Raw genomic sequence first — 18,610 nt, 5'->3', positions numbered from 1 at the left:
GTCAGCGCGCGGGCACGACCTCGTCCCGGAGTCCCGGTGGCTCCTGGGCAGTCACGGCGGACCTGCCGGCGTTCGCGGCCAAGGTGCGGATCTCGGGCAGAACGCCGTAGAGGTGCTGCCCGGGGCACGCGGTCGGGTAGCCGTCGCGGTGGCCGGAGATGCGGGAGAACGTGACCTTCTGGCCCAGCTTGTACTTGCCGTTGTCGGCACCGGAGGTCAGCACGACCGTCCCGGTCGGGTCGATGCCGTAGAGGCCGAGCTTCCAGGCCGCGACCTTCGCGACCGACTGGCGCACCGCGGCGTTGGTGGCGGCGGTGGAGTAGTCGCCGAGCACCGAGACGCTGCTGGTGGCGGTGTTGAACCCGTAGGTGTGCGCGCCGAGGACGGGCTTGTCGATGCCGCCCGCACGGCCCTCGAAGACGGTGCCGCACTTGTCGACGAGGAAGTGGTAGCCGATGTCGTTCCAGCCGTTGCTCTTCACGTGGTAGAGGAAGACGCCGCGCACGATCGACGCCGACGCGGAGCACGCGTAGTCGTTGGTGCCCGCCGTGTGGTGGACGAACATCGCCCGGGTGCCACCGGTGTAGGTGGGCGGATCCTTCACCAGCAACTCGTCAGCGCCCCAGGAGGAGCGAGAGGTCACGACGGGCCGCTCGGCGGAGAGCGGACCGGCGGCCGGCCCGACCGCGTCCGGCTCGACGGCCGCGGTGTGCACGGTGCCGGACCCGGCCTCGGGGTCGACCAGTTCGACGCGCAGCCCCTCCGGCAGGCGCGAGCCCGAGATCCGCACCTGAACGCCGTCCGAGGGCCCGGTCCACAGCGGCTGGGTGCTGCCGCGCACCCCGGCCCGGTCACGGTCGGGGCCGATCTCCGGCGTACGGGCGTCGGTCTCCAGAGGCCGCCACGTGCTCCAGGCGCCGCTCTCGCGCGAGCGGGTGCGCACCTGTGCGGTGCCCTCCAGCGTCGCGTCCGGGTCGTCCCAGGTGACCCCGACCAGACTGAACGGTTCGGTGGTGCGCGGGGCGAGGGACCGCTCGTGCGGGTCGCCGTCCGGCACGCGGACGGTGTGCACACCGTCCGAGGAGGAGGCCCGGGCGGGCTGGTTCAGGCCGAGGGCACCGAGGGCAAGGACGGTGGCGACGGCGGTGCGCAGGAGGCGGGGTGTCATACGGCGCTCGCCTTTCGTGGGCGGTTGCATCGCGAGCAGAGCTCCCCGGTGGTCAACTCGGCCGAAACCTCCCCGGGGCCGGGCTCCCGAGGACGGCGGGCCGGGTTGACCCGAACGGTCGTGGGCCCCCGGCATCCGGCGCCCTGTGACACTTCCGCGCGGACCGGCGCTGATCACCGTGGGAGGGCGCGCACTCGGCACGGACGAGGACGGTACTTGGGTCAGGGAGCGGAACCCCGGCGCGGGCAGGCGTACGACGGGGAACTGGGCGCGGCCGTCGCGCGGGCCCAGCAGGGTGACGAGGCGGCCTTCGCGGTCGCCTACCGGTTCGTGCAGCCCGGGCTGCTCGGCTACCTGCGCGGCCTGGTCGGCGACGACGCGGAGGACGTGGCGTCCGACGCCTGGCTGGAGATCGCCCGGGACCTCGGCCGGTTCCGGGGCGACGGGGCCGGCTTCCGGGGCTGGACGGCGACCATCGCCCGGCACCGGGCGCTGGACCACCTGCGCCGGCAACGGGTACGGCCCCGGTCGTCCGCGCTGGAGCAGGACGTCCTGGAACTGCCCGGGCCGCAGAGCACGCACGACCAGGCGCTGGAGGCCATGTCCACCGAGCGCGCCATGCAGCTGGTCCGGGGGCTGCCGCGCGACCAGGCCGAGGCCGTGCTGCTGCGTGTCGTGGTCGGCCTCGACGGCCCGGCCGCCGCGCGGGTCCTGGGCAAGCGGCCGGGTGCGGTCCGCACGGCCGCCTACCGGGGTTTGAAACGCCTCGCCGGGCAGCTGGGCGCGGAGAGTGTGACGGATGAGGCCCCCCGGACGCTGGGTGAGTCGACATGAGCGGAACCGGCGGTTTCGCTCACGGTCCGGGCGGGTCGCCCGGGCCGTCCGCCCTGAACAGGGCGGACCGGCGGGACGTACTGGTGGGACCTGGTGGCCCGGCCGGCGCCACCGGGGTGGACGGATCGATCGGATCGAGCAGGGACGGATACGGACATGGGTGAACGGCAGAGCGGCGGCGGGCTGTCCGGCCGTGGTTCCCGTCACACCCTCCTGGACTGCGATGTCGAGGCGCTGCTCATCGCCTCCCTCATCAGGGACGGTGTGGACGCCGAGGCCGAGCAGCGGGCCGTGGCCGCCTTCCGGGCCGCCCGGGACGCCGGAGCCCTGCGCACCCGCGGTCACCGCCGGGACGACTGGCGGTCCGGGGAGCGGCGGCACCTGGGCCGGTCCCTGAAGACCACGCTCTCGGTCCTGTTCGCCAGTCTCACGCTGGGCGGTGTCGCCGTGGCGGCGATCGGTGCGGCGGGGTCGCCGGAGAAGGGCACCACCCACGCCCCCGGCCGCAAGCCCGCCCCGAGCAGCGCCCCGCACGACCCGGCCGGGAAGCCTCCCCGTGGTGGCCACAGCCCCGGCTCCGGCACCGGCTCGGCCCCGGCCCGCCCCGGCCGGCCGTCCCCCGCGCAGGACGACGAAGTCCGCTGCCGCGCCTACGAGCGGGCCGGGGGGCGCGGCGAGGCCATGGACGCGACGGCCTGGCAGCGTCTGGTGACCGCCGCGGGCGGTGAGAGGAACGTCACGGCGTACTGCGCCGGACAATCGACCGAGCCGAAGGGCGGGAGCGGTGGCTCCGGGAACGGCGATCCCGACCGGGGCGGCGGCTCCTCCACCGCGGGCGACGGCGGGGCGGTCCAGCCGGACAACGCCGGGAGCGGCGAGTCGGGCAACGGAACGGGCCAGAACCGGAGCGACCCCAAGCGCTCCCAGCCCAAGGGCCGTCATCAGTAAGGGATTTCCGCGAGCGCCGGTCGTCACCGCTCAGCGGTGCCGCGGACCCGGCGGTAGCCGCCATGGCAACGGCCGGAGCCGCCACCCCCCACAGGAGAGGCCCCGGCCGTCGCACGGCACGGGCCGCGCGGCGGCCCGTACTCCCTACAGCGCCCGGTGTGCGTTTTCTGTCACACCCCGCCGCGTCACGGCTTAGTTGCATCCCGGACGGACATGGACGGGGACTGGTTTCAGGTCGTAACGTGCCATTCGCGCCAACGGCGAAGGCGGCAAGACCACCGCAACCACCTGCGGCCTTGTAACCGCAACCACCAATTGAGCAACCACACGACGGCGAGAACCCGGTCCGCGAAAGCGGCGCCGGCTCAGGCGCAGAAGGGCGCGCGGTGCTGGGGGACGACGCGGAGCTGACCGCCGCGGTGCGCGCGGCACAGGACGGAGACGAAAACGCCTTCCGGACTGTGTACCGCACCGTGCATCCGCGGCTGCTCGGGTACGTACGGACGCTGGTCGGCGACCCCGACGCCGAGGACGTGACGTCCGAGGCGTGGCTTCAGATAGCCCGCGACATGGAGCGGTTCACCGGCGACGCGGACCGGTTCCGCGGCTGGGCCGCCCGGATCGCCCGCAACCGCGCGCTGGACCACATACGCATGCGCGGGCGCCGGCCCGCGATCGGCGGAGACGAGACCGAGCTGACCGGCCGCGCCGCCGAGTCCGACACCGCCGGCGAGGCCATCGAGGCGCTCGCCACCGACGGCACGTTCTCCCTGATCTCCCGGCTGCCCCAGGACCAGGCCGAGGCGGTCGTGCTGCGCGTGGTGGTGGGGCTCGACGCGAAGACCGCCGCCGAGACGCTCGGCAAGCGCCCGGGCGCGGTCCGCACGGCGGCGCACCGGGGCCTGAAGCGGCTCGCCGAACTGCTCGGCGACGATCCGCAGGCCGATCCGGAATCGGCCGGGGTGCTCGACGCCCTGCCGCCCCAGAGAGAACCGCGCGGCGGTGCCGTGACGTCCGCAGGTGTGACGCACAGCGTTACGCGGACGCAGAAGGGTGTGTGATGGCCGACGAGCAGTACAGGTGGCTGGACCGCGAAACGGCGGAGCGTTTGCTGAGCGGAGAGCCACTCGAAGCTGTTGACGGCGCCGCCCGCGACCAGGCCGAACACCTCGTCAGGACCCTCGGTGCCCTGTCCGCCACACCCCCGCTGACCAGCGATGAACTCCCCGGTGAGGCCGCGGCGGTGGCCGCGTTCCGCAAGGCCCGCGCGGAACGCGCCGACGCGGTCGCGGGCCGTGCGGCCACCGGCGGTCGGGACGCGCCCGGGGTCACCGACGCCGGACTGGTCCGGATCGGGAGCCCGGGCGACGGCGGCACCGGCACCGCCCGGCGGCCTCGCCGGGCCCGTACCGCGCGTCTGGCCCTGGCCGCCGTGCTGGCCGTGGGCATGGTCGGCGGGGTCGCCGTCGCGGCCGGAACCGGAGTCCTGAGGGCACCGTTCGGCGGCGACGAACCCGCCCCCGGCGCCTCCCTCCCGGCCGACGTCACTCCTCCCGAACGCCCGCTGGTGTCGCCCTCGCCGAGCGATGGCGCGCAGCGCGGAACCACCCCCGGGGACGTCCAGGAGGGGAGCTCGACGGGCGGGGCGGACGCCCAGGGACGCGATGAGCCGGAAGCGGGCCGGAAGCCCGACTCCGGCGACCGGGCGGACCGCCCCGACGACGGTCACGGCACGATCGCCTCCGCCTGCCGTGACCTGCGCGACGGCAAGCCGCTGGACGCCGACCGCAGGCGCGTCCTGCGGGACGCGGCGGGTGGTGCGCGGGTGTGGAAGTACTGCGAGGGCGTCCTGTCCTCGGCCGACCCCCGCTCGGGGCAGCAAAGGAGCGACGAGCACCCGGACCAGGGCCGGCACAACGGCAACGGCAGGGGCAAGGGCGCGGGCCGGAGCGGCGACCACGACCGCGGCCAGGACCGCGGGCCGGACAAGGCCGACCGGAAGGCCGGCAAGCAGGCAGGCGAGCAGGGCGGGAAGAAGAGCGACAAGGGCGACGCGGACCGCGGCCGGTGACCGACCCCCTGACACCGCTGTGACCTGCTGTTTCGCGTGCTGCGGAAAACTCCTCGCCGAGGGTGTGACGTTTTCGGCCGCCCCGGCGCAGTAATGAGTGAGCCGACTGGTCATCGGCCGTCGCACAGAGCCGGGGTTCCCCCCGTACCTACGGCTCGTGCACCTGAGCGCGGGCGGGACACGTTCCCCCGGTCCCGCCCGCGCCCCTTACCCCCGCTTCCGCCGTCACCAGGACACGACGACTCTGTCGCCGACGCGGACCTGCGCGAACAGCCCGGCGATCGCCGCCTCGTCCCGTACGTTGACGCAGCCGTGCGAGGCGCCCGCGTAGCCCCGGGCGGCGAAGTCCGCCGAGAAGTGCACGGCCTGGCCGCCGCTGAAGAACATCGCGTACGGCATGGGCGAGTCGTAGAGCGTCGAGACGTGGTCGCGGGACTTCCAGTAGACGGAGAAGACGCCCTCCCGGGTCGGCGTGTACTGCGAGCCGAAGCGGACCGCCATCGTCGACACCGTCCGCCCGTCGACCATCCAGCGCAACGTCCGGCTGGTCTTGTCGATGCACAGCACCCGGCCCGTTCGGCAGCGCGCGTCCGGCGGGTCGGCCGGCTGGCCACCCATCAGATACAGATCCCAGCGGCCCGGCTCCCGCGTCATGCGCAGCAGCCGCTGCCAGGTGACGGCGTCGGCCTTCCCGGTGCGCGGCAGCCCGCGCTTGCCCTGGAAGCCGCTGACCGCCCGCTCCGTCGGCTCGTCGTACGTCCCGGTCGGCCCCTCGAACAGCCAGGCGACCTGCCGCAGCCTGGCCTGGAGCTCCCGGACGTCCCGGCCGGTGTCACCGCGGGACCACAGCACGCGAGGCGGGGCCGGGGCGGCACCGGGCTTGTCGTCGCCGGACGGTGGCGCGGCGCTCGGTCCGTCGCCGTCGCTGTCTCCGCCGGCCGCCGTGCGGGCCGGGGACGGGGTGCCGGGCAGCTCGATGTGCACCGGCGAGCGGCCCTTTTCCTCGCCGTCGGGAGCCTGCACCGTGCAGCCGGTCAGCGCCCCCACCACGGCGAGTCCCGCTGCGAACGCTCTCCCCATGCCCGTAGTACGCACACGGCCCCCCCCGCTCGTCTCACCGGTCCACCCGGATGTCACCTGAGATGCTTCCCCGGGCGTGACCCGCCGCGAACCAGGGGGCATGGTGGTGAGCGAGGTCACTGCTCTGCGGGAGGCAAGCCACCATGGCGCGTGAGTCGGAGTCCGGACTGCCCATCGAGCCGGTCTACGGGCCGGGGGCCCTCGAGGGCTGGGATCCGGCGGAGAGGCTGGGGGAGCCGGGGGCGTACCCGTACACGCGGGGTGTGTATCCGTCGATGTACACGGGCCGTCCGTGGACGATGCGCCAGTACGCGGGGTTCGGAACGGCGGCGGAGTCCAATGCCCGTTACCGGCAGCTGATCGCGCACGGGACGACGGGTCTGTCGGTGGCGTTCGACCTGCCCACGCAGATGGGCCATGACTCCGATGCTCCGATCGCGCACGGTGAGGTCGGCAAGGTGGGGGTGGCGGTCGACTCGGTCGAGGACATGCGGGTGCTGTTCGGCGGGATTCCGCTGGATCAGGTGTCGACATCGATGACGATCAACGCACCGGCGGCTCTGCTGCTGCTGATGTACCAGCTCGTCGCGGAGGAGCAGGGCGTCAGCGCGGATCGGCTGACCGGGACCATCCAGAACGACGTGCTGAAGGAGTACATCGCGCGCGGGACGTACATCTTCCCGCCCAAGCCGTCGCTGCGGCTGATCGCGGACATCTTCAAGTACTGCCGGGCCGAGATCCCGAGGTGGAACACCATCTCGATCTCCGGCTACCACATGGCGGAGGCGGGGGCGTCGCCCGCACAGGAGATCGCTTTCACCCTGGCCGACGGCATCGAGTACGTGCGGACGGCGGTCGCGGCCGGTATGGACGTCGACGACTTCGCGCCGCGGTTGTCGTTCTTCTTCGTGGCCCGCACCACGATCCTGGAGGAGGTCGCCAAGTTCCGTGCCGCACGACGTATCTGGGCGAGGGTGATGCGCGAGGAGTTCGGCGCGACGAACCCGAAATCGCTGATGCTGCGTTTCCACACGCAGACGGCCGGGGTGCAGCTGACGGCCCAGCAGCCGGAGCTGAACCTGGTCCGGGTGGCGGTGCAGGGCCTGGCGGCGGTGCTGGGCGGCACGCAGTCGCTGCACACCAACTCCTTCGACGAGGCCATCGCCCTGCCCACCGACAAGTCCGCGCGCCTGGCGTTGCGCACCCAGCAGGTCCTCGCCCACGAAACCGACGTCACCGCCACCGTCGACCCCTTCGCCGGGTCCTACGCCGTCGAGACGATGACCGACGACGTCGAGGCCGCCGCCGTGGAGCTGATGACCAAGATCGAGGAACTGGGCGGCGCCGTCGAGGCCATCGAGCGGGGCTTCCAGAAGAACGAGATCGAACGCAACGCCTACCGCATCGCCCAGCAGACCGACTCCGGCGAACGGGTCGTGGTCGGCGTCAACCGCTTCCGTCTCGACGAGGAAGAACCCTACGAACCCCTGCGCGTCGACCCCGCCATCGAGGCCCGCCAGGCCGAGCGCCTGGCCGCGCTGCGCGCCGAACGCGACCAGCCGGCCGTCGACACCGCGCTGGCCGCGATGAAGAAGGCCGCCGAAGGCGACGACAATGTCCTCCACCCGATGAAGGAGGCCCTGCGCGCCCGGGCCACCGTCGGCGAGGTCTGCAACGCACTGCGCGAGGTGTGGGGGACACACGTCCCGTCGGACGCCTTCTGACCGGCGGGGAGCTCCCGTACGTCCTACCCGGCTGCCGGACGCGCGTGCGACACTCCTTCGCATGTTCGGTGTCGTCGATCTGCCCACGTACCTGGCGGGCCTCGTCCTGATCATTCTGCTGCCCGGCCCCAACTCGCTGTACGTGCTGTCCGTGGCCGCCCGACGCGGGGTGCGTGCCGGGTACACCGCCTCCGCCGGCGTCTGGTGCGGTGACGCGGTGCTGATGACGCTGTCCGCGGCCGGGGTCGCCTCGCTGCTGCAGGCGAACGCCGTGCTGTTCGCCGTGGTGAAGTACGCGGGGGCCGGATATCTGACGTGGCTGGCCATCGGCATGCTGCGGGCCGCGTGGGGCATGTGGCGGACGCGTGCCGAGCGGACCGCCGACGGTGAGGCTCCCGCGCCCCCCGAGGAGCGGCCCTTCCGCCGTGCCTTCGTCGTCAGCCTGTTCAACCCCAAGGCGATCCTGTTCTTCGTCGCCTTCTTCGTGCAGTTCGTGGATCCGCAGTACGCCCATCCCGCCTTGTCGTTCGTCGTCCTCGGCACCCTCGCCCAGCTCGCCAGTGTGCTCTACCTGAGCGCGCTGATCTTCGGCGGCACCCGGCTGGCCGCCGTCTTCCGCCGCCGCAGGCGCCTGTCGGCGGGGGCGACCTCGGCTGCGGGCGCGCTGTTCCTGGGCTTCGCGGTGAAGCTGTCCCTGGCGAGTTCGTAGGGCAAGGGCCCTGGCACCGGCCGAAGCGGGCCGGGTAGTCCGGGAGTGAGGCCGCCGTGTCGTCCGCCCGGCCGACGTAGCCGTCGGGGCGGACGAGGTACAGGCCGGGCCCGTACGTCCCGGGTGCCGGGTCCGGACGAGGCGCGCCTGCCCGTCGAGTTCCGGGGCGCCTGGACGTCCCCCGGGGCCGACAGGGTCCAGTGCGGGCCGCGGAAGGCGTCCTTGACGGTGTTGCGTTGTCAGCTGTCAGTACGGAACGACGCGAGCCCGGGACCGCCACGGGTCGCGGACACCGCGCTGCGGCCGCTGGCGGCCGACGCAGGGCTTCTTCGCCAGCCGCTGAACGAGACCGGCCTGGACGGCCCGGCCTTGGGCGCCATCGCCCGGGAACTGGATGTGAAGGCGCCCGCCCTCGACTGGCGCTTCAAGGACGGGACCACCCTCATGATCGGGGGGATCGGGGGCGCTACGGGGTCTCATGACGCCGTCCGGAGTGTCAGGCCCGTTTCGCGCGAGCCCGCCGCACGGCCCGGGTCACCAGGGGCGGCAGCAGGTCCTTGGCGAGCCGGCGGGCCCGGGACGGGGCGGGACGGGCCGGGCGCGCCGCACGCGACTCGCTGACCTCGGGACGGGCCTGCACCGGCACGGGCTCCACGTAGTGCCGTGAGCGCGGGAAGGACGGTGGCTTCATGCTCCTGGAACGGGCCCGGACCAGCCGGTGCCCGGCCGCCTCCTGCACGCTCAGCCCGACGTCCGTGCGCTGCCGCAGCATCTGGAGCAGTTCCTCCTGGAGCGGCTCGGGATCGCCCCAGGTGGCGTACATCTTCTGCGTGCTGAGGCAGATCGGGCGCAGGCCGCGGTTGAGGACGGCCTCCCAGGCGGCGACCGAGACACCCGGGGTGTGCTCGGAACGGAAGTCGTCGAGGACGACGACGCCCTCGGGCAGCAGGAGATCGTGGGCCGCGCCGATGTCGCCGTACACGTGCTCGTACAGGTGCGAGGCGTCGATGTGGACGAAGCGGCAGGTGCCGGGGGCCACCTTCCCGGACACCAGGGAACTGGGGCCGGTGATCACCGTCGGCAGGGTGTCGTGGAAGGAGAGGTAGTTCCGCTCGAACGCCCGCTTCGTCAGCGAGGCGTACGACTTGGCCGCCTCCGCCTGGTTGGCCCCGTCGGGGGCGTCGCCCTCGAAGAGGTCGCAGACGGTGAACCGTTCGCCGTCCTGGAGGTGGTGGCCGAGGAGGATCGCGCTCTTGCCCATGTAGACGCCGAGTTCCAGCAGGTCACCCTTTATCCCGGCCGTCTTCTGCCGTTCCAGGAACCAGGTGAACAGCATCTGGTCCAGCGCCGGGAACCAGCCGGGGACGTCGGCGAGTTCGCCGGGGGGCGTGTCGGTCGCTTGTGCGTTGGTCATGAGACGAGCCTTCTCTCTGAGCGTTGCCCGAACCGACGACCGGTTGAACGTCCGGTGAACGGATCAGCGGGCCTTCGCCAGCGCCGCCCGCAGCCGGGGCGTCAGCGGCTTTTCCACATATTTGTTCAGCAACCACGCCAGCAGCAGCATTGACGCCACCGTCAGCGTGAACGTCACCCCGGAGGCAAGTCCCAGACCGCGGTGCAGGGCGTGGATCACCACCCAGCCGAGGTGCTCGTGGACCAGGTAGAAGGGGTACGTCAGCGCCCCCGCGACCGTCAGCCACCGCCAGTTCACCCGGTTGAGCAGGCCCAGCGCGATCGCGGCGACCGCCACGAAGCCGAACGTCACGACGGCGATGATCCCGAAGGCGGAGCGGTAGGAGAAGGCCTCCGGATCGGGGGCGTGCCAGAGTCCCTGCACCGCGTAGTGCTGGCCGATCAGCCAGCTGACGGCCACGATGCCCCACCCGTAGACGTCCCGCCGGTCGCGGTGCACGAGGTAGAGGCCGACGCCGCCGATGAAGAAGGGCGCGTACTCGGGCATCAGGACGATGTCGAGCAGCGGCGTGTTCGCGTTCTCGGCGATCACCGCCGCCAGCATCCAGCCCGCGCAGAACATGATCACCCGGCGGCGGTTCGCCCCGGGCAGCACCACGCACAGCGCGAACAGGGCGTAGAAGCGGACCTCGGCCCACAGGGTCCAGCACACGCCGAGCACCCGGTCCACGCCGAGCGGCATCTGCAGCATGGTCAGGTTGACGAGGGCGTCGCTGGGCGAGACCGCCTCGTAGGCCACCACGGGCAGCGCGAACACCGCCGTGACGATGAGCACCGCCACCCAGTAGGCGGGCAGCAGCCGGGATGCGCGGGAGGCGAAGAACGACTTCAGGGGCCGGCCCCAGCCGCTCATGCAGATCACGAACCCGCTGATCACGAAGAAGACCTGGACGCCGAGGCAGCCGTAGGCGAACAGGGAGTGCAGGGTCGGGAACTGGTCCCTCGGTGAGGTGCCCCAGGCCTGGGCGACCTCACCGCCGCGCCCGCCGTAGTGGTACAGCGCCACCATCAGCGCGGCCACCAGCCGCAGCCCGTCGAGGGCGCGCAGCCGCCCGCCGGAGTCCTTTCCGCGCCGTGGGACGGTCGTGGCGCCCGGCGGTTCGACCAGCACGGCGACGCCGGGCCGGGGCTTGCGGGTGCTGACGACCGTCTCGGTCACGCTGAAAACCTCTGTGTGGCTCGTATGTCCTTTGCCTGAGCCGCCTGTGGGCGGGCGCCTGTCACCCTAGGACGAGAGTTGACGCAATGACGTTCGATGGCGACAGGCTTCGCCCGCCGGTCTCCATGGGTTCATCTGGATGTCGCCGGGGGAGGGCGGGACGCCGGGCGGACCGGCTCAGCGGCGTACCGCCTTGCGCAGTGCCCGGGCCCGCCGGACCACCCGGCGTGCCGTGGAGTTGCGCGGCAGGAACGCCAGCCGCTGCGGAATGCCGCCGGGCAGCCCGAGCGCGGTGAGACGGCGCTTCTTGAAGTAGCGCCGGGTGCGCGGGCCGAGATGCCGGGCGAGGAACTGCTCGGCCTGCGGGCGCAGATCCGGGTAAATCTGCGGCTGCATGGTGAACCCGAGGGCCGTGAGGAGCGCGGACAGCCGCTCGGCCGGCAGGAGGTCACCGTCCTTGCCGCTCTCCAGGTCGGGCAGCAACGCGTCCGCCAGGGTGGTCGGAACCCGGTTGCTGTTCTGGTACGGCGTCAGCCGCTCCAGCAGCAGCTCGGTGCCGATGCGGGCGACCGGCAGGTCGTAGAAGACGGACGCCGTGAACAACGCGGTCGAGAAGCAGCCGACGACCAGCGCGGGCCGGGCCCGGTCGAACAGCACCTCGGCGAGCACCGGCGTGTCCAGCACCGTGAGCTCCACACCGAGCTGCTCGGCCTCGGCCTCCAGGGCGCGGCTGTAACGGGCCGGTGCGGTCGGGTGCGGTTTGAAGACGACCGTGCGGTGGCCGCGGGCGACGGCCCCCCGCATCATCCGCACGTGCAGGTCCTCCTCCTCCTCGGGGGAGAGGATGTTCAGCGCGGACAGGTACTGCCCGAGCAGCAGCGCCGAATCGCCGGGCAGGGCGGGCAGGTCGGACACGGTCTCGGTGACCTCGCCGAGCACCTTCAGGAAGGCGGGCGTCGGCACCAGGTGCGCCGGCACGCCGAACTCGGTCAGCAGCATCGGCGTGAGCCCCGGCACCAGATCGAGGTGCAGCAGCCGCCGCACGCGCGTGCCCACCAGCGGGTCGAGCTTGTTGCGGGTGGGGCCGTAGCTCATCAGCCCGTCGGCGTAGACGTCGATGGGCGCGTCGGTGAACAACTGCGCCACCGTCAGGGCGGGCGCCACCTGGATGGACTCCAGTACCAGACTCACCCGGTCGTCGCCGAGGCCCCACAGCAGCCGCAGATAGCGCTCGAAGAGGGGGATGTCGTCGGCGCGCGGCGCCCACGCCCCCGGGTGGAAGGGGCGGATGGCCTCGTTCCAGGACAGCACCTCGTCGAAGTGCTCGCGCAGCGGCGCGAAGCCCGGCATCTCGTCGAGGGCCGGAGCCGTCTCCGGGGTGGCGGTGTTGTTGAACACCAGCAGCACCCGGCGGTCCGGCTCCTCGAAGAAGCCGGAGTCGATCGCGGCGGCCAGGGTGGCGACGCCGTACAGCGTCGAGGCGCAGAAGATCTGAGTGGTCCCGGGCATCAGGCGGCCGCTCCTGTCGTGGTCACCCGGCGCCGCAGCCGCCGCAGCTTGGACGAGCGGTCCATGTCCATGGCCTCCAGGGCGTCGGCGAGTGCGTCCTGCGGCATGCGCCTGATGGCCGCCGCGCTCATCGACCGCAGCTGCCTGGCCACGGCCGGTTCGAACCGGTCTTCGTTGGAGAGGTGGTGGGCGATGATCGCGCAGTAGGTCCGCACCGCCTTGGGCAGCAGCCGGTCGGCGTCGCGGTCCGCGGCCGTCTCCTCGATCACCTGGTCGAAGGCACGGATGAAGTCGAGCTGGCGGACATCACCGATCTGCGTCAGGGACGAGGCGACCCCGCGCCGGTAGAACACGCCCAGCAGGCTCACCACGGCGAACGACTCCGCCTCACGGTGCAGCTTCCAGATCCACGGCCGGTCCTCGGCCGTGCGCAGCCCGTCGGTGAAGTGGAGCACGCCCTTGTCGACGAGGCGCCGGTGGTAGGCGCCGGCCCAGGCGTACGCGTAGTCGACGGAGGTGGAGCGGTGGGCGGGGAGGATCGCCTCCCTCGGGTCGAACGCCTCCCAGCGGCGGCCGACCGGGACCCGGTGCACGGAACGGGCGCGCGCGGTGGCCTGCACATGGTCGGTGCGCACGAAGTCGCACCCCAAGTCGTCCATCGCGGACACCAGTTCGGTGAGGTAGCCGGGGGCCAGCCAGTCGTCACCGTCCAGGAACGTCAGGTACTCGCCCTGCGCGGCGTCCAGGCCGGTGTTGCGCGCGGTGGCGAGCCCGCCGTTGTGCTCGTGGCGGATGTACCGCACCCGGGCGACATCCGAAAGCTCCTCGGCCGCTCGTTCGAGAATGGCCGGAGTTCCGTCCTTCGAATGGTCGTCGACCAGGATGAACTCGAAATCGCGGTCGGCGTTCAACCGCAGGCTTCTGAGGGTGTCCGGGGCATATTGCTGCACGTTGTAGAACGGCACGATCACGGAAAGCTTAGGCACCCGCAAAACGTTAGGAGGCGGCCCGGCAGCGGAACTTTCCGAGGGAGGTACACCGGGTGAACTCAATGTGTCAGAACGGTGCACCCCGTGTACTTCCCGCCTTCCAGCAGGCCAGTTCGGCTCTCAGTGGGCTGTTGTTAACTTTTCGTTGAGTCGCGGTTCCGCCATACCTAGGATTCGCTTCCTAGCGTCTTCGGCGTGCCAGTAAGTACACCGAAGCGCCCGCGAATCGCGGTCCTGGCGGACTCCGACACCCGATGGAAATGGGGTGCGCTGACCGCGGACCGCATCGCCCCGCGACCGTCCATGGAAGCCGCACCGCGCGAGGGCGCGCAAGCCGGCCCCCTCCTCGACGGATTCCTGCTGCGCGGCCGGGCGACGCCCACCCCGCGCCAGCTGGAGGAAGTGGGCGTGCGCGCCGACTCGCTGCGGGAGGTCACCGCCGTCGAGTTCCTGCGTGCCATGGCCGAGGGGTCCTACGACGTCCTGGTCCTCTCCCTGGTCGGCGGCGGTGTGCAGGCGATGCTGCACGGCCTGGCGCGGGTGTGGGAGAACCGCACCGAGCGGCCCGTCGTGGTCACGGGCTACGTCGGCGTCGTCTACGAGAAGCTCGCCGACGGCCTCCTGCTGCGGCACGGCGCGGACCTGGTCCTCGCCAACTCCCGCCAGGACGCCGACCGTTTTCGCGCCGTCTACGAAGGGGTCGGCGCCGACGCCTCCGCGGTGACCGAGGTGGCCCTGCCGTTCCTCGGCGGTGCTCCCTACGAAGGTGACCACGACCCCTCCGGGAAGCAGGGGCGCAGGCCCTACACGGTGGTGTTCGCGGCCCAGCCCTCCGTCCCGGACAACCGCAGGGACCGTACGTACCTGCTGGACCGGCTGGTGCGGCACGCCCGCAGCCACCCCGAGCGCGAGGTGCTGCTCAAGCTGCGCTCCAAGCCGGGCGAACACACCACCCACATCGAGGAGCTGCCGTACCAGAAGCTGGTGCAGCGCCTCGATCCGCCCGCCAACTTCCGCCTGGTGTACGGGAACATGGGCGAGGTACTGGACCGCACCGACCTGCTGGTGACGGTCAGCTCCACGGCCGCCCTGGAGTCGCTGCACCGCCGCATCCCGACCGTCGTACTGACCGACCTCGGCATCCGCGAGTCCCTCGGCAACCACCACTTCGTGGGCTCCGGCTGCCTCGCCTCCTGGGACCAGCTCGACGCCGGGCACCGGCCCGCGCCCGACGGGGAGTGGGTCTCCCGGCAGGGCGTCGCGGCGGACGGCTCGTACGACTCCGCCTTCGACGCGGCCCGCAAACGCATCACCGAGCTGCTCGACCGGCCCGGCGGCATGCCCCCGCTGACCCCGTACTACACCCCCGTCACCGCGCCCGGCTATCTGCCCGGGATCCTCGCCCGCCACCACCTCGGCCCGGACGGCACCCCGCTGCCCGGCGCGCCCGCCGCCGACAAGGAGCCCGGACCGGTCCGGCAGATCGTGCGCCGGGCGGCGCGCGGCGCCTACCGGCACGGCGTGCAGCGCGTGGCGCCCGTCATCCGGCGGATGGGCGAGCTGTGAGCCGCCCCGAGACCCCTGCCCAAGGAGTAGACCCCATGTCCCACCCGGAAGCGGGCCGAGGCGCCTCGGTGCGCCGTGTGCTCGCGGTGATCCCCGCGCGCGGCGGCTCCAAGGGCGTGCCCGCCAAGAACCTCCTCCCCGTCGGCGGCGTCCCGCTGGTGGCACGGGCGGTACGCGAGTGCCGGGCCGCGCGGCTCGTGACGGACGTCGTGGTCTCCACCGACGACCAGGCCATCGCGGCCGCCGCCCGCCAGGCCGGTGCCGAGGTCGTGCTGCGACCCGCCGCCATCGCCGGGGACACCGCCACCTCCGAGGCCGCCGTCCTGCACGCCATGGACGCCCACGAGGCCCTGCACGGCGCGCCGGTGGACGTGGTCCTGCTCGTGCAGTGCACCAGCCCCTTCATCGTCCGCGAGGACATCGACGGGGTGGCGGGCGCGATCGCCGAGAACGGCGCCGACACCGCGGTGACCGTGGCGCCCTTCCACGGGTTCATCTGGCGGGACGCCGATGCCGCCGGGAACACGGTCGCCGCCGGCGGCATCGCCGAGGCCGACACGGCCGTCGGCGGTGGCTACGGCATCAACCACGACAAGTCCTTCCGGCCCCGCCGCCAGGACCGTCCCCAGGACCTGCTGGAGACCGGCGCCGCCTACGCCATGGAGGCGTCCGGCTTCCGCGAGCACCAGCACCGCTTCTTCGGCCGCACCGAACTGGTCCGCACGGACCCCGCGCGCGTGCTGGAGATCGACGACCCGCACGACCTCGCCCGCGCCCGGGCCCTCGCCCCGATCTTCGACGCGAACCGCCCCGGCGCCCTCCCGACCGCCGACGACATCGACGCGGTCGTCCTCGATTTCGACGGCACCCAGACCGACGACCGGGTGCTGATCGACTCCGAGGGACGGGAGTTCGTCTCCGTGCACCGCGGGGACGGACTCGGCATCGCGGCCCTCCGTGCGAGCGGTCGCGTGAAGATGCTGATCCTGTCCACGGAACAGAACCCTGTGGTCGCCGCACGGGCCCGGAAGCTCAAGCTCCCGGTGCTGCACGGCATCGACCGCAAGGACCTCGCGCTGAAGCAGTGGTGCGAGGAGCAGGGCATCGCGCCGGAGCGCGTGCTCTACGTCGGCAACGACGTCAATGACCTCCCGTGCTTCGCCCTCGTGGGCTGGCCCGTGGCGGTCGCGAGCGCCCACGACGTCGTGCGCGGCGCCGCACGCGCGGTCACCACCGTCCCCGGTGGCGACGGCGCGATCCGAGAGATCGCCAGCTGGATCCTCGGCCCCTCTCTCGATTCCCTCACCAAGTAAGGACATCTCTGCCATGAGCACCAACTCCCGTATCCGCCGGTTCGGTTCGCGCGAGGTCGGCCCGGGCCGTCCGGTCTACGTCTGCGGTGAGATCGGCATCAACCACAACGGCGAGCTCGAGAACGCCTTCAAGCTGATCGACGCCGCCGCCGAGGCCGGCTGCGACGCCGTCAAGTTCCAGAAGCGCACCCCGGAGATCTGCACCCCGCGCGACCAGTGGGACATCGAGCGCGACACCCCCTGGGGCCGGATGACCTACATCGACTACCGCCACCGCGTGGAGTTCGGCGAGGACGAGTACCGCGCGATCGACGACTACTGCAAGTCGAAGAACATCGACTGGTTCGCCTCCCCGTGGGACACCGAGGCCGTCGCCTTCCTGGAGAAGTTCGACGTGCCGGCCCACAAGGTCGCCTCCGCCTCCCTCACGGACGACGAGCTGCTGCGCGCCCTGCGCTCCACCGGCCGCGCGGTGATCCTCTCCACCGGCATGTCGACGCCGAAGCAGATCCGCCACGCGGTCGAGGTCCTCGGCTCCGACAACATCCTGATGTGCCACGCCACCTCGACCTACCCGGCCAAGGCCGAGGAGCTCAACCTCCGTGTGATCAACACGCTGGAGAAGGAGTACCCGAACGTCCCGATCGGCTACTCCGGCCACGAGACCGGCCTGCAGACCACCCTCGCCGCGGTCGCCCTGGGCGCCACCTTCGTCGAGCGCCACATCACCCTCGACCGCGCCATGTGGGGCTCCGACCAGGCCGCGTCCGTGGAGCCGCAGGGCCTCACGCGCCTCGTCCGCGACATCCGCACCATCGAGGCCTCCCTCGGCGACGGCGTCAAGAAGGTCTACGAGTCCGAGCTGGGCCCGATGAAGAAGCTGCGCCGCGTCAGCGGTGTGGTCGCCGAGGCGGAGATCGCCACGGCCGCGGGCGAGCCGGTCGGCGTCTGAACGCACCACCCACACCACCCCCCTTACGACGGGACGGTCGTACCTCGATGAGCCCCCGCGCCGGGAACGCCGGCCCCCACACTCTCGCCTTCGTCGAGAGCCCGGTACAGCTGCTGAACGTGCTGGAGTGGGCGCATGCGCACGCCCCCGGCGCGGGGCTCACCCTCGTGGTGCTGTCGCCCGTCGACCCGATGACGCGCGGCCAGTTGCGGCGGATGTCCGACCTGGCCCGCGACGAGGGGCACCAGGTCCGCTGGGAGGAAGCACGCGGCGGGCCCCTGGCGCCCTTCCAGACCATAGGCGGCCTGAGCGGCCTGCTCCGCAGGGCGCACCGGATCGTGCTGGGGGACCCCTTCTCCCGCTACGTCCAGCTGCTGCTGACGATCACCCGCGCCCGTGACCTGGTCGTCGTCGACGACGGCACGGCGACGATGGAGTTCGTCGGGCAGCTGGCCCGGGGCGAGCGACTGGTGCGCTGGCACCGCAAGGGCGGTCGCCCGGGCCCGCGGGACGTGCTCTTCGCACCGGTGTCGTCCTCGGCGCGGCGCCGGCTGACCCCCGGCGACCGCCGCCGCATCGCGATCTTCTCCTCCATGCCGATGGAGGAGACACCGGCGGGCGTCACGCTCGGCGCCAACACCTTCGCCTGGACCCGGTCCCGCTTCGGCCCGCCCCGCATCACCAAGGGCGCCGACATGGTCGGCACGTCCCTGGTGGAGACCGGTGTCGTGGACGACGGCCGCTACCTGGAGGCCGTCCGCGCCCTGGCCAGGGCCCACGGCGCCACCCGCTACTTCGCCCACCGCCGCGAGAGCACGGACAAGCTCCACCGCCTCGCGGTCGAGACGGGCCTGGAGATCGTCCGCCCCGAGCTCCCCCTCGAACTGATCGCCCGCCGCGGCCCCATCGGCCGGACGATCCTCAGCTTCCCCTCCACGGTCGTCCACACCCTCCCCCTCGCCCTGTCCGGCACGGAGGTCCGCGTCGCGGTCTGCGACATCGACCCGGCCTGGCTGACCGAGCACGCCTCTCCGCGGGCCCAGGGCTTCCTGTCCGGGGTCACCGGCACGGCCCGCGACGTCCACCGGCTGCCTCCGACGTCCGCGCCCGATCCG

The 18,610-nt window shown here is 72.3% G+C and carries 15 protein-coding genes and 2 pseudogenes; 11 read left to right on the top strand and 6 right to left on the bottom strand.

The genetic code is table 11. From position 1 onward, the window contains the following. Position 1 precedes the first annotated feature (1 nt). The gene (locus ACIQHQ_RS16595) at positions 2 to 1,168 is read right to left on the bottom strand and encodes a peptidoglycan recognition protein (RefSeq protein WP_402612630.1); all 1,167 of its coding nucleotides are present in this window, start codon (positions 1,166 to 1,168) and stop codon (positions 2 to 4) included. Positions 1,169 to 1,384: 216 nt separating this feature from the next. Between ACIQHQ_RS16595 and ACIQHQ_RS16590 the strand changes: the two genes are divergently transcribed. The 4 genes from ACIQHQ_RS16590 (at position 1,385) to ACIQHQ_RS16575 (ending at position 5,021) form a co-directional block, all read left to right on the top strand. Further along, positions 1,385 to 2,002, top strand: a complete 618-nt coding sequence (locus tag ACIQHQ_RS16590; protein ID WP_402612629.1) for an RNA polymerase sigma factor — start codon at positions 1,385 to 1,387, stop codon at positions 2,000 to 2,002. Positions 2,003 to 2,158: 156 nt separating this feature from the next. After that, positions 2,159 to 2,950 carry a hypothetical protein gene (locus ACIQHQ_RS16585; protein WP_402612627.1) on the top strand — a complete coding sequence of 264 codons (792 nt, stop codon included), beginning with the start codon at positions 2,159 to 2,161 and terminating at the stop codon, positions 2,948 to 2,950. 386 nt (positions 2,951 to 3,336) lie between these two features. Continuing rightward, positions 3,337 to 4,011, top strand: a complete 675-nt coding sequence (locus ACIQHQ_RS16580; protein ID WP_402612625.1) for an RNA polymerase sigma factor — start codon at positions 3,337 to 3,339, stop codon at positions 4,009 to 4,011. After that, positions 4,011 to 5,021: a hypothetical protein gene (locus ACIQHQ_RS16575; RefSeq protein ID WP_402612623.1), complete on the top strand. Its 1,011-nt coding sequence runs from the start codon at positions 4,011 to 4,013 to the stop codon at positions 5,019 to 5,021. Before ACIQHQ_RS16580 ends, ACIQHQ_RS16575 begins: the two co-directional genes overlap by 1 nt. A 225-nt stretch (positions 5,022 to 5,246) precedes the next feature. Here ACIQHQ_RS16575 and ACIQHQ_RS16570 read toward each other — a convergent pair whose 3' ends face one another. After that, the gene (locus ACIQHQ_RS16570) at positions 5,247 to 6,101 is read right to left on the bottom strand and encodes a L,D-transpeptidase family protein (RefSeq protein WP_402612620.1); all 855 of its coding nucleotides are present in this window, start codon (positions 6,099 to 6,101) and stop codon (positions 5,247 to 5,249) included. A gap of 143 nt (positions 6,102 to 6,244) precedes the next feature. On the opposite strand from ACIQHQ_RS16570, the gene ACIQHQ_RS16565 reads away from it, so the two are divergent. The 3 genes and pseudogenes from ACIQHQ_RS16565 to ACIQHQ_RS16555 form a co-directional block, all read left to right on the top strand. Continuing rightward, complete coding sequence (locus tag ACIQHQ_RS16565; protein ID WP_402612618.1) at positions 6,245 to 7,825, top strand: methylmalonyl-CoA mutase; 1,581 nt, start codon at positions 6,245 to 6,247, stop codon at positions 7,823 to 7,825. A gap of 61 nt (positions 7,826 to 7,886) precedes the next feature. Further along, positions 7,887 to 8,534 (top strand): leucine efflux protein LeuE, encoded by a 648-nt coding sequence (leuE, locus tag ACIQHQ_RS16560; protein WP_402612617.1) that lies wholly within the window; start codon positions 7,887 to 7,889, stop codon positions 8,532 to 8,534. 236 nt (positions 8,535 to 8,770) lie between these two features. Further along, positions 8,771 to 8,981: pseudogene (locus tag ACIQHQ_RS16555) on the top strand (hypothetical protein); the annotation flags it as partial. Positions 8,982 to 9,030: 49 nt separating this feature from the next. On the opposite strand, the gene ACIQHQ_RS16550 reads toward ACIQHQ_RS16555, so the two are convergent. The 4 genes from ACIQHQ_RS16550 to ACIQHQ_RS16535 form a co-directional block, all read right to left on the bottom strand. Then, positions 9,031 to 9,948, bottom strand: coding sequence for a class I SAM-dependent methyltransferase (locus ACIQHQ_RS16550; protein ID WP_402612616.1), 918 nt, complete (start codon positions 9,946 to 9,948; stop codon positions 9,031 to 9,033). Between the two features lie 63 nt (positions 9,949 to 10,011). Beyond that, positions 10,012 to 11,166, bottom strand: coding sequence for an acyltransferase family protein (locus ACIQHQ_RS16545; RefSeq protein ID WP_402612615.1), 1,155 nt, complete (start codon positions 11,164 to 11,166; stop codon positions 10,012 to 10,014). Positions 11,167 to 11,343: 177 nt separating this feature from the next. Beyond that, on the bottom strand, positions 11,344 to 12,675 hold the full coding sequence (locus ACIQHQ_RS16540) for an alpha-2,8-polysialyltransferase family protein (protein WP_402612613.1): 1,332 nt from the start codon (positions 12,673 to 12,675) through the stop codon (positions 11,344 to 11,346). Further along, the gene (locus ACIQHQ_RS16535) at positions 12,675 to 13,661 is read right to left on the bottom strand and encodes a glycosyltransferase family 2 protein (protein WP_402612612.1); all 987 of its coding nucleotides are present in this window, start codon (positions 13,659 to 13,661) and stop codon (positions 12,675 to 12,677) included. The genes ACIQHQ_RS16540 and ACIQHQ_RS16535 overlap by 1 nt, the downstream gene beginning before the upstream one ends. Positions 13,662 to 13,859: 198 nt before the next feature. Here ACIQHQ_RS16535 and ACIQHQ_RS16530 point away from each other — a divergent pair, with 198 nt between their 5' ends. The 4 genes and pseudogenes from ACIQHQ_RS16530 to ACIQHQ_RS16515 form a co-directional block, all read left to right on the top strand. Continuing rightward, a complete protein-coding gene (locus tag ACIQHQ_RS16530; RefSeq protein ID WP_402612611.1) occupies positions 13,860 to 15,230 on the top strand; it encodes a DUF6716 putative glycosyltransferase in 1,371 nt (456 codons plus the stop codon). 35 nt (positions 15,231 to 15,265) lie between these two features. Continuing rightward, positions 15,266 to 16,543 (top strand): cytidylyltransferase domain-containing protein, encoded by a 1,278-nt coding sequence (locus tag ACIQHQ_RS16525; protein WP_402612609.1) that lies wholly within the window; start codon positions 15,266 to 15,268, stop codon positions 16,541 to 16,543. Between the two features lie 13 nt (positions 16,544 to 16,556). Further along, positions 16,557 to 17,495: an N-acetylneuraminate synthase family protein gene (locus tag ACIQHQ_RS16520; protein WP_402612608.1), complete on the top strand. Its 939-nt coding sequence runs from the start codon at positions 16,557 to 16,559 to the stop codon at positions 17,493 to 17,495. 47 nt (positions 17,496 to 17,542) lie between these two features. Then, positions 17,543 to 18,601, top strand: a pseudogene (locus ACIQHQ_RS16515) (hypothetical protein); the annotation flags it as partial. Positions 18,602 to 18,610: the final 9 nt, after the last annotated feature.

Origin of the sequence: Streptomyces sp. NPDC092370 (assembly GCF_044755265.1) — a bacterium.
GTDB lineage: Bacteria > Actinomycetota > Actinomycetes > Streptomycetales > Streptomycetaceae > Streptomyces.
The sequence above is the reverse complement of the archived record's forward strand: the minus strand, read 5'-3'. Positions and strand labels throughout refer to the sequence as shown.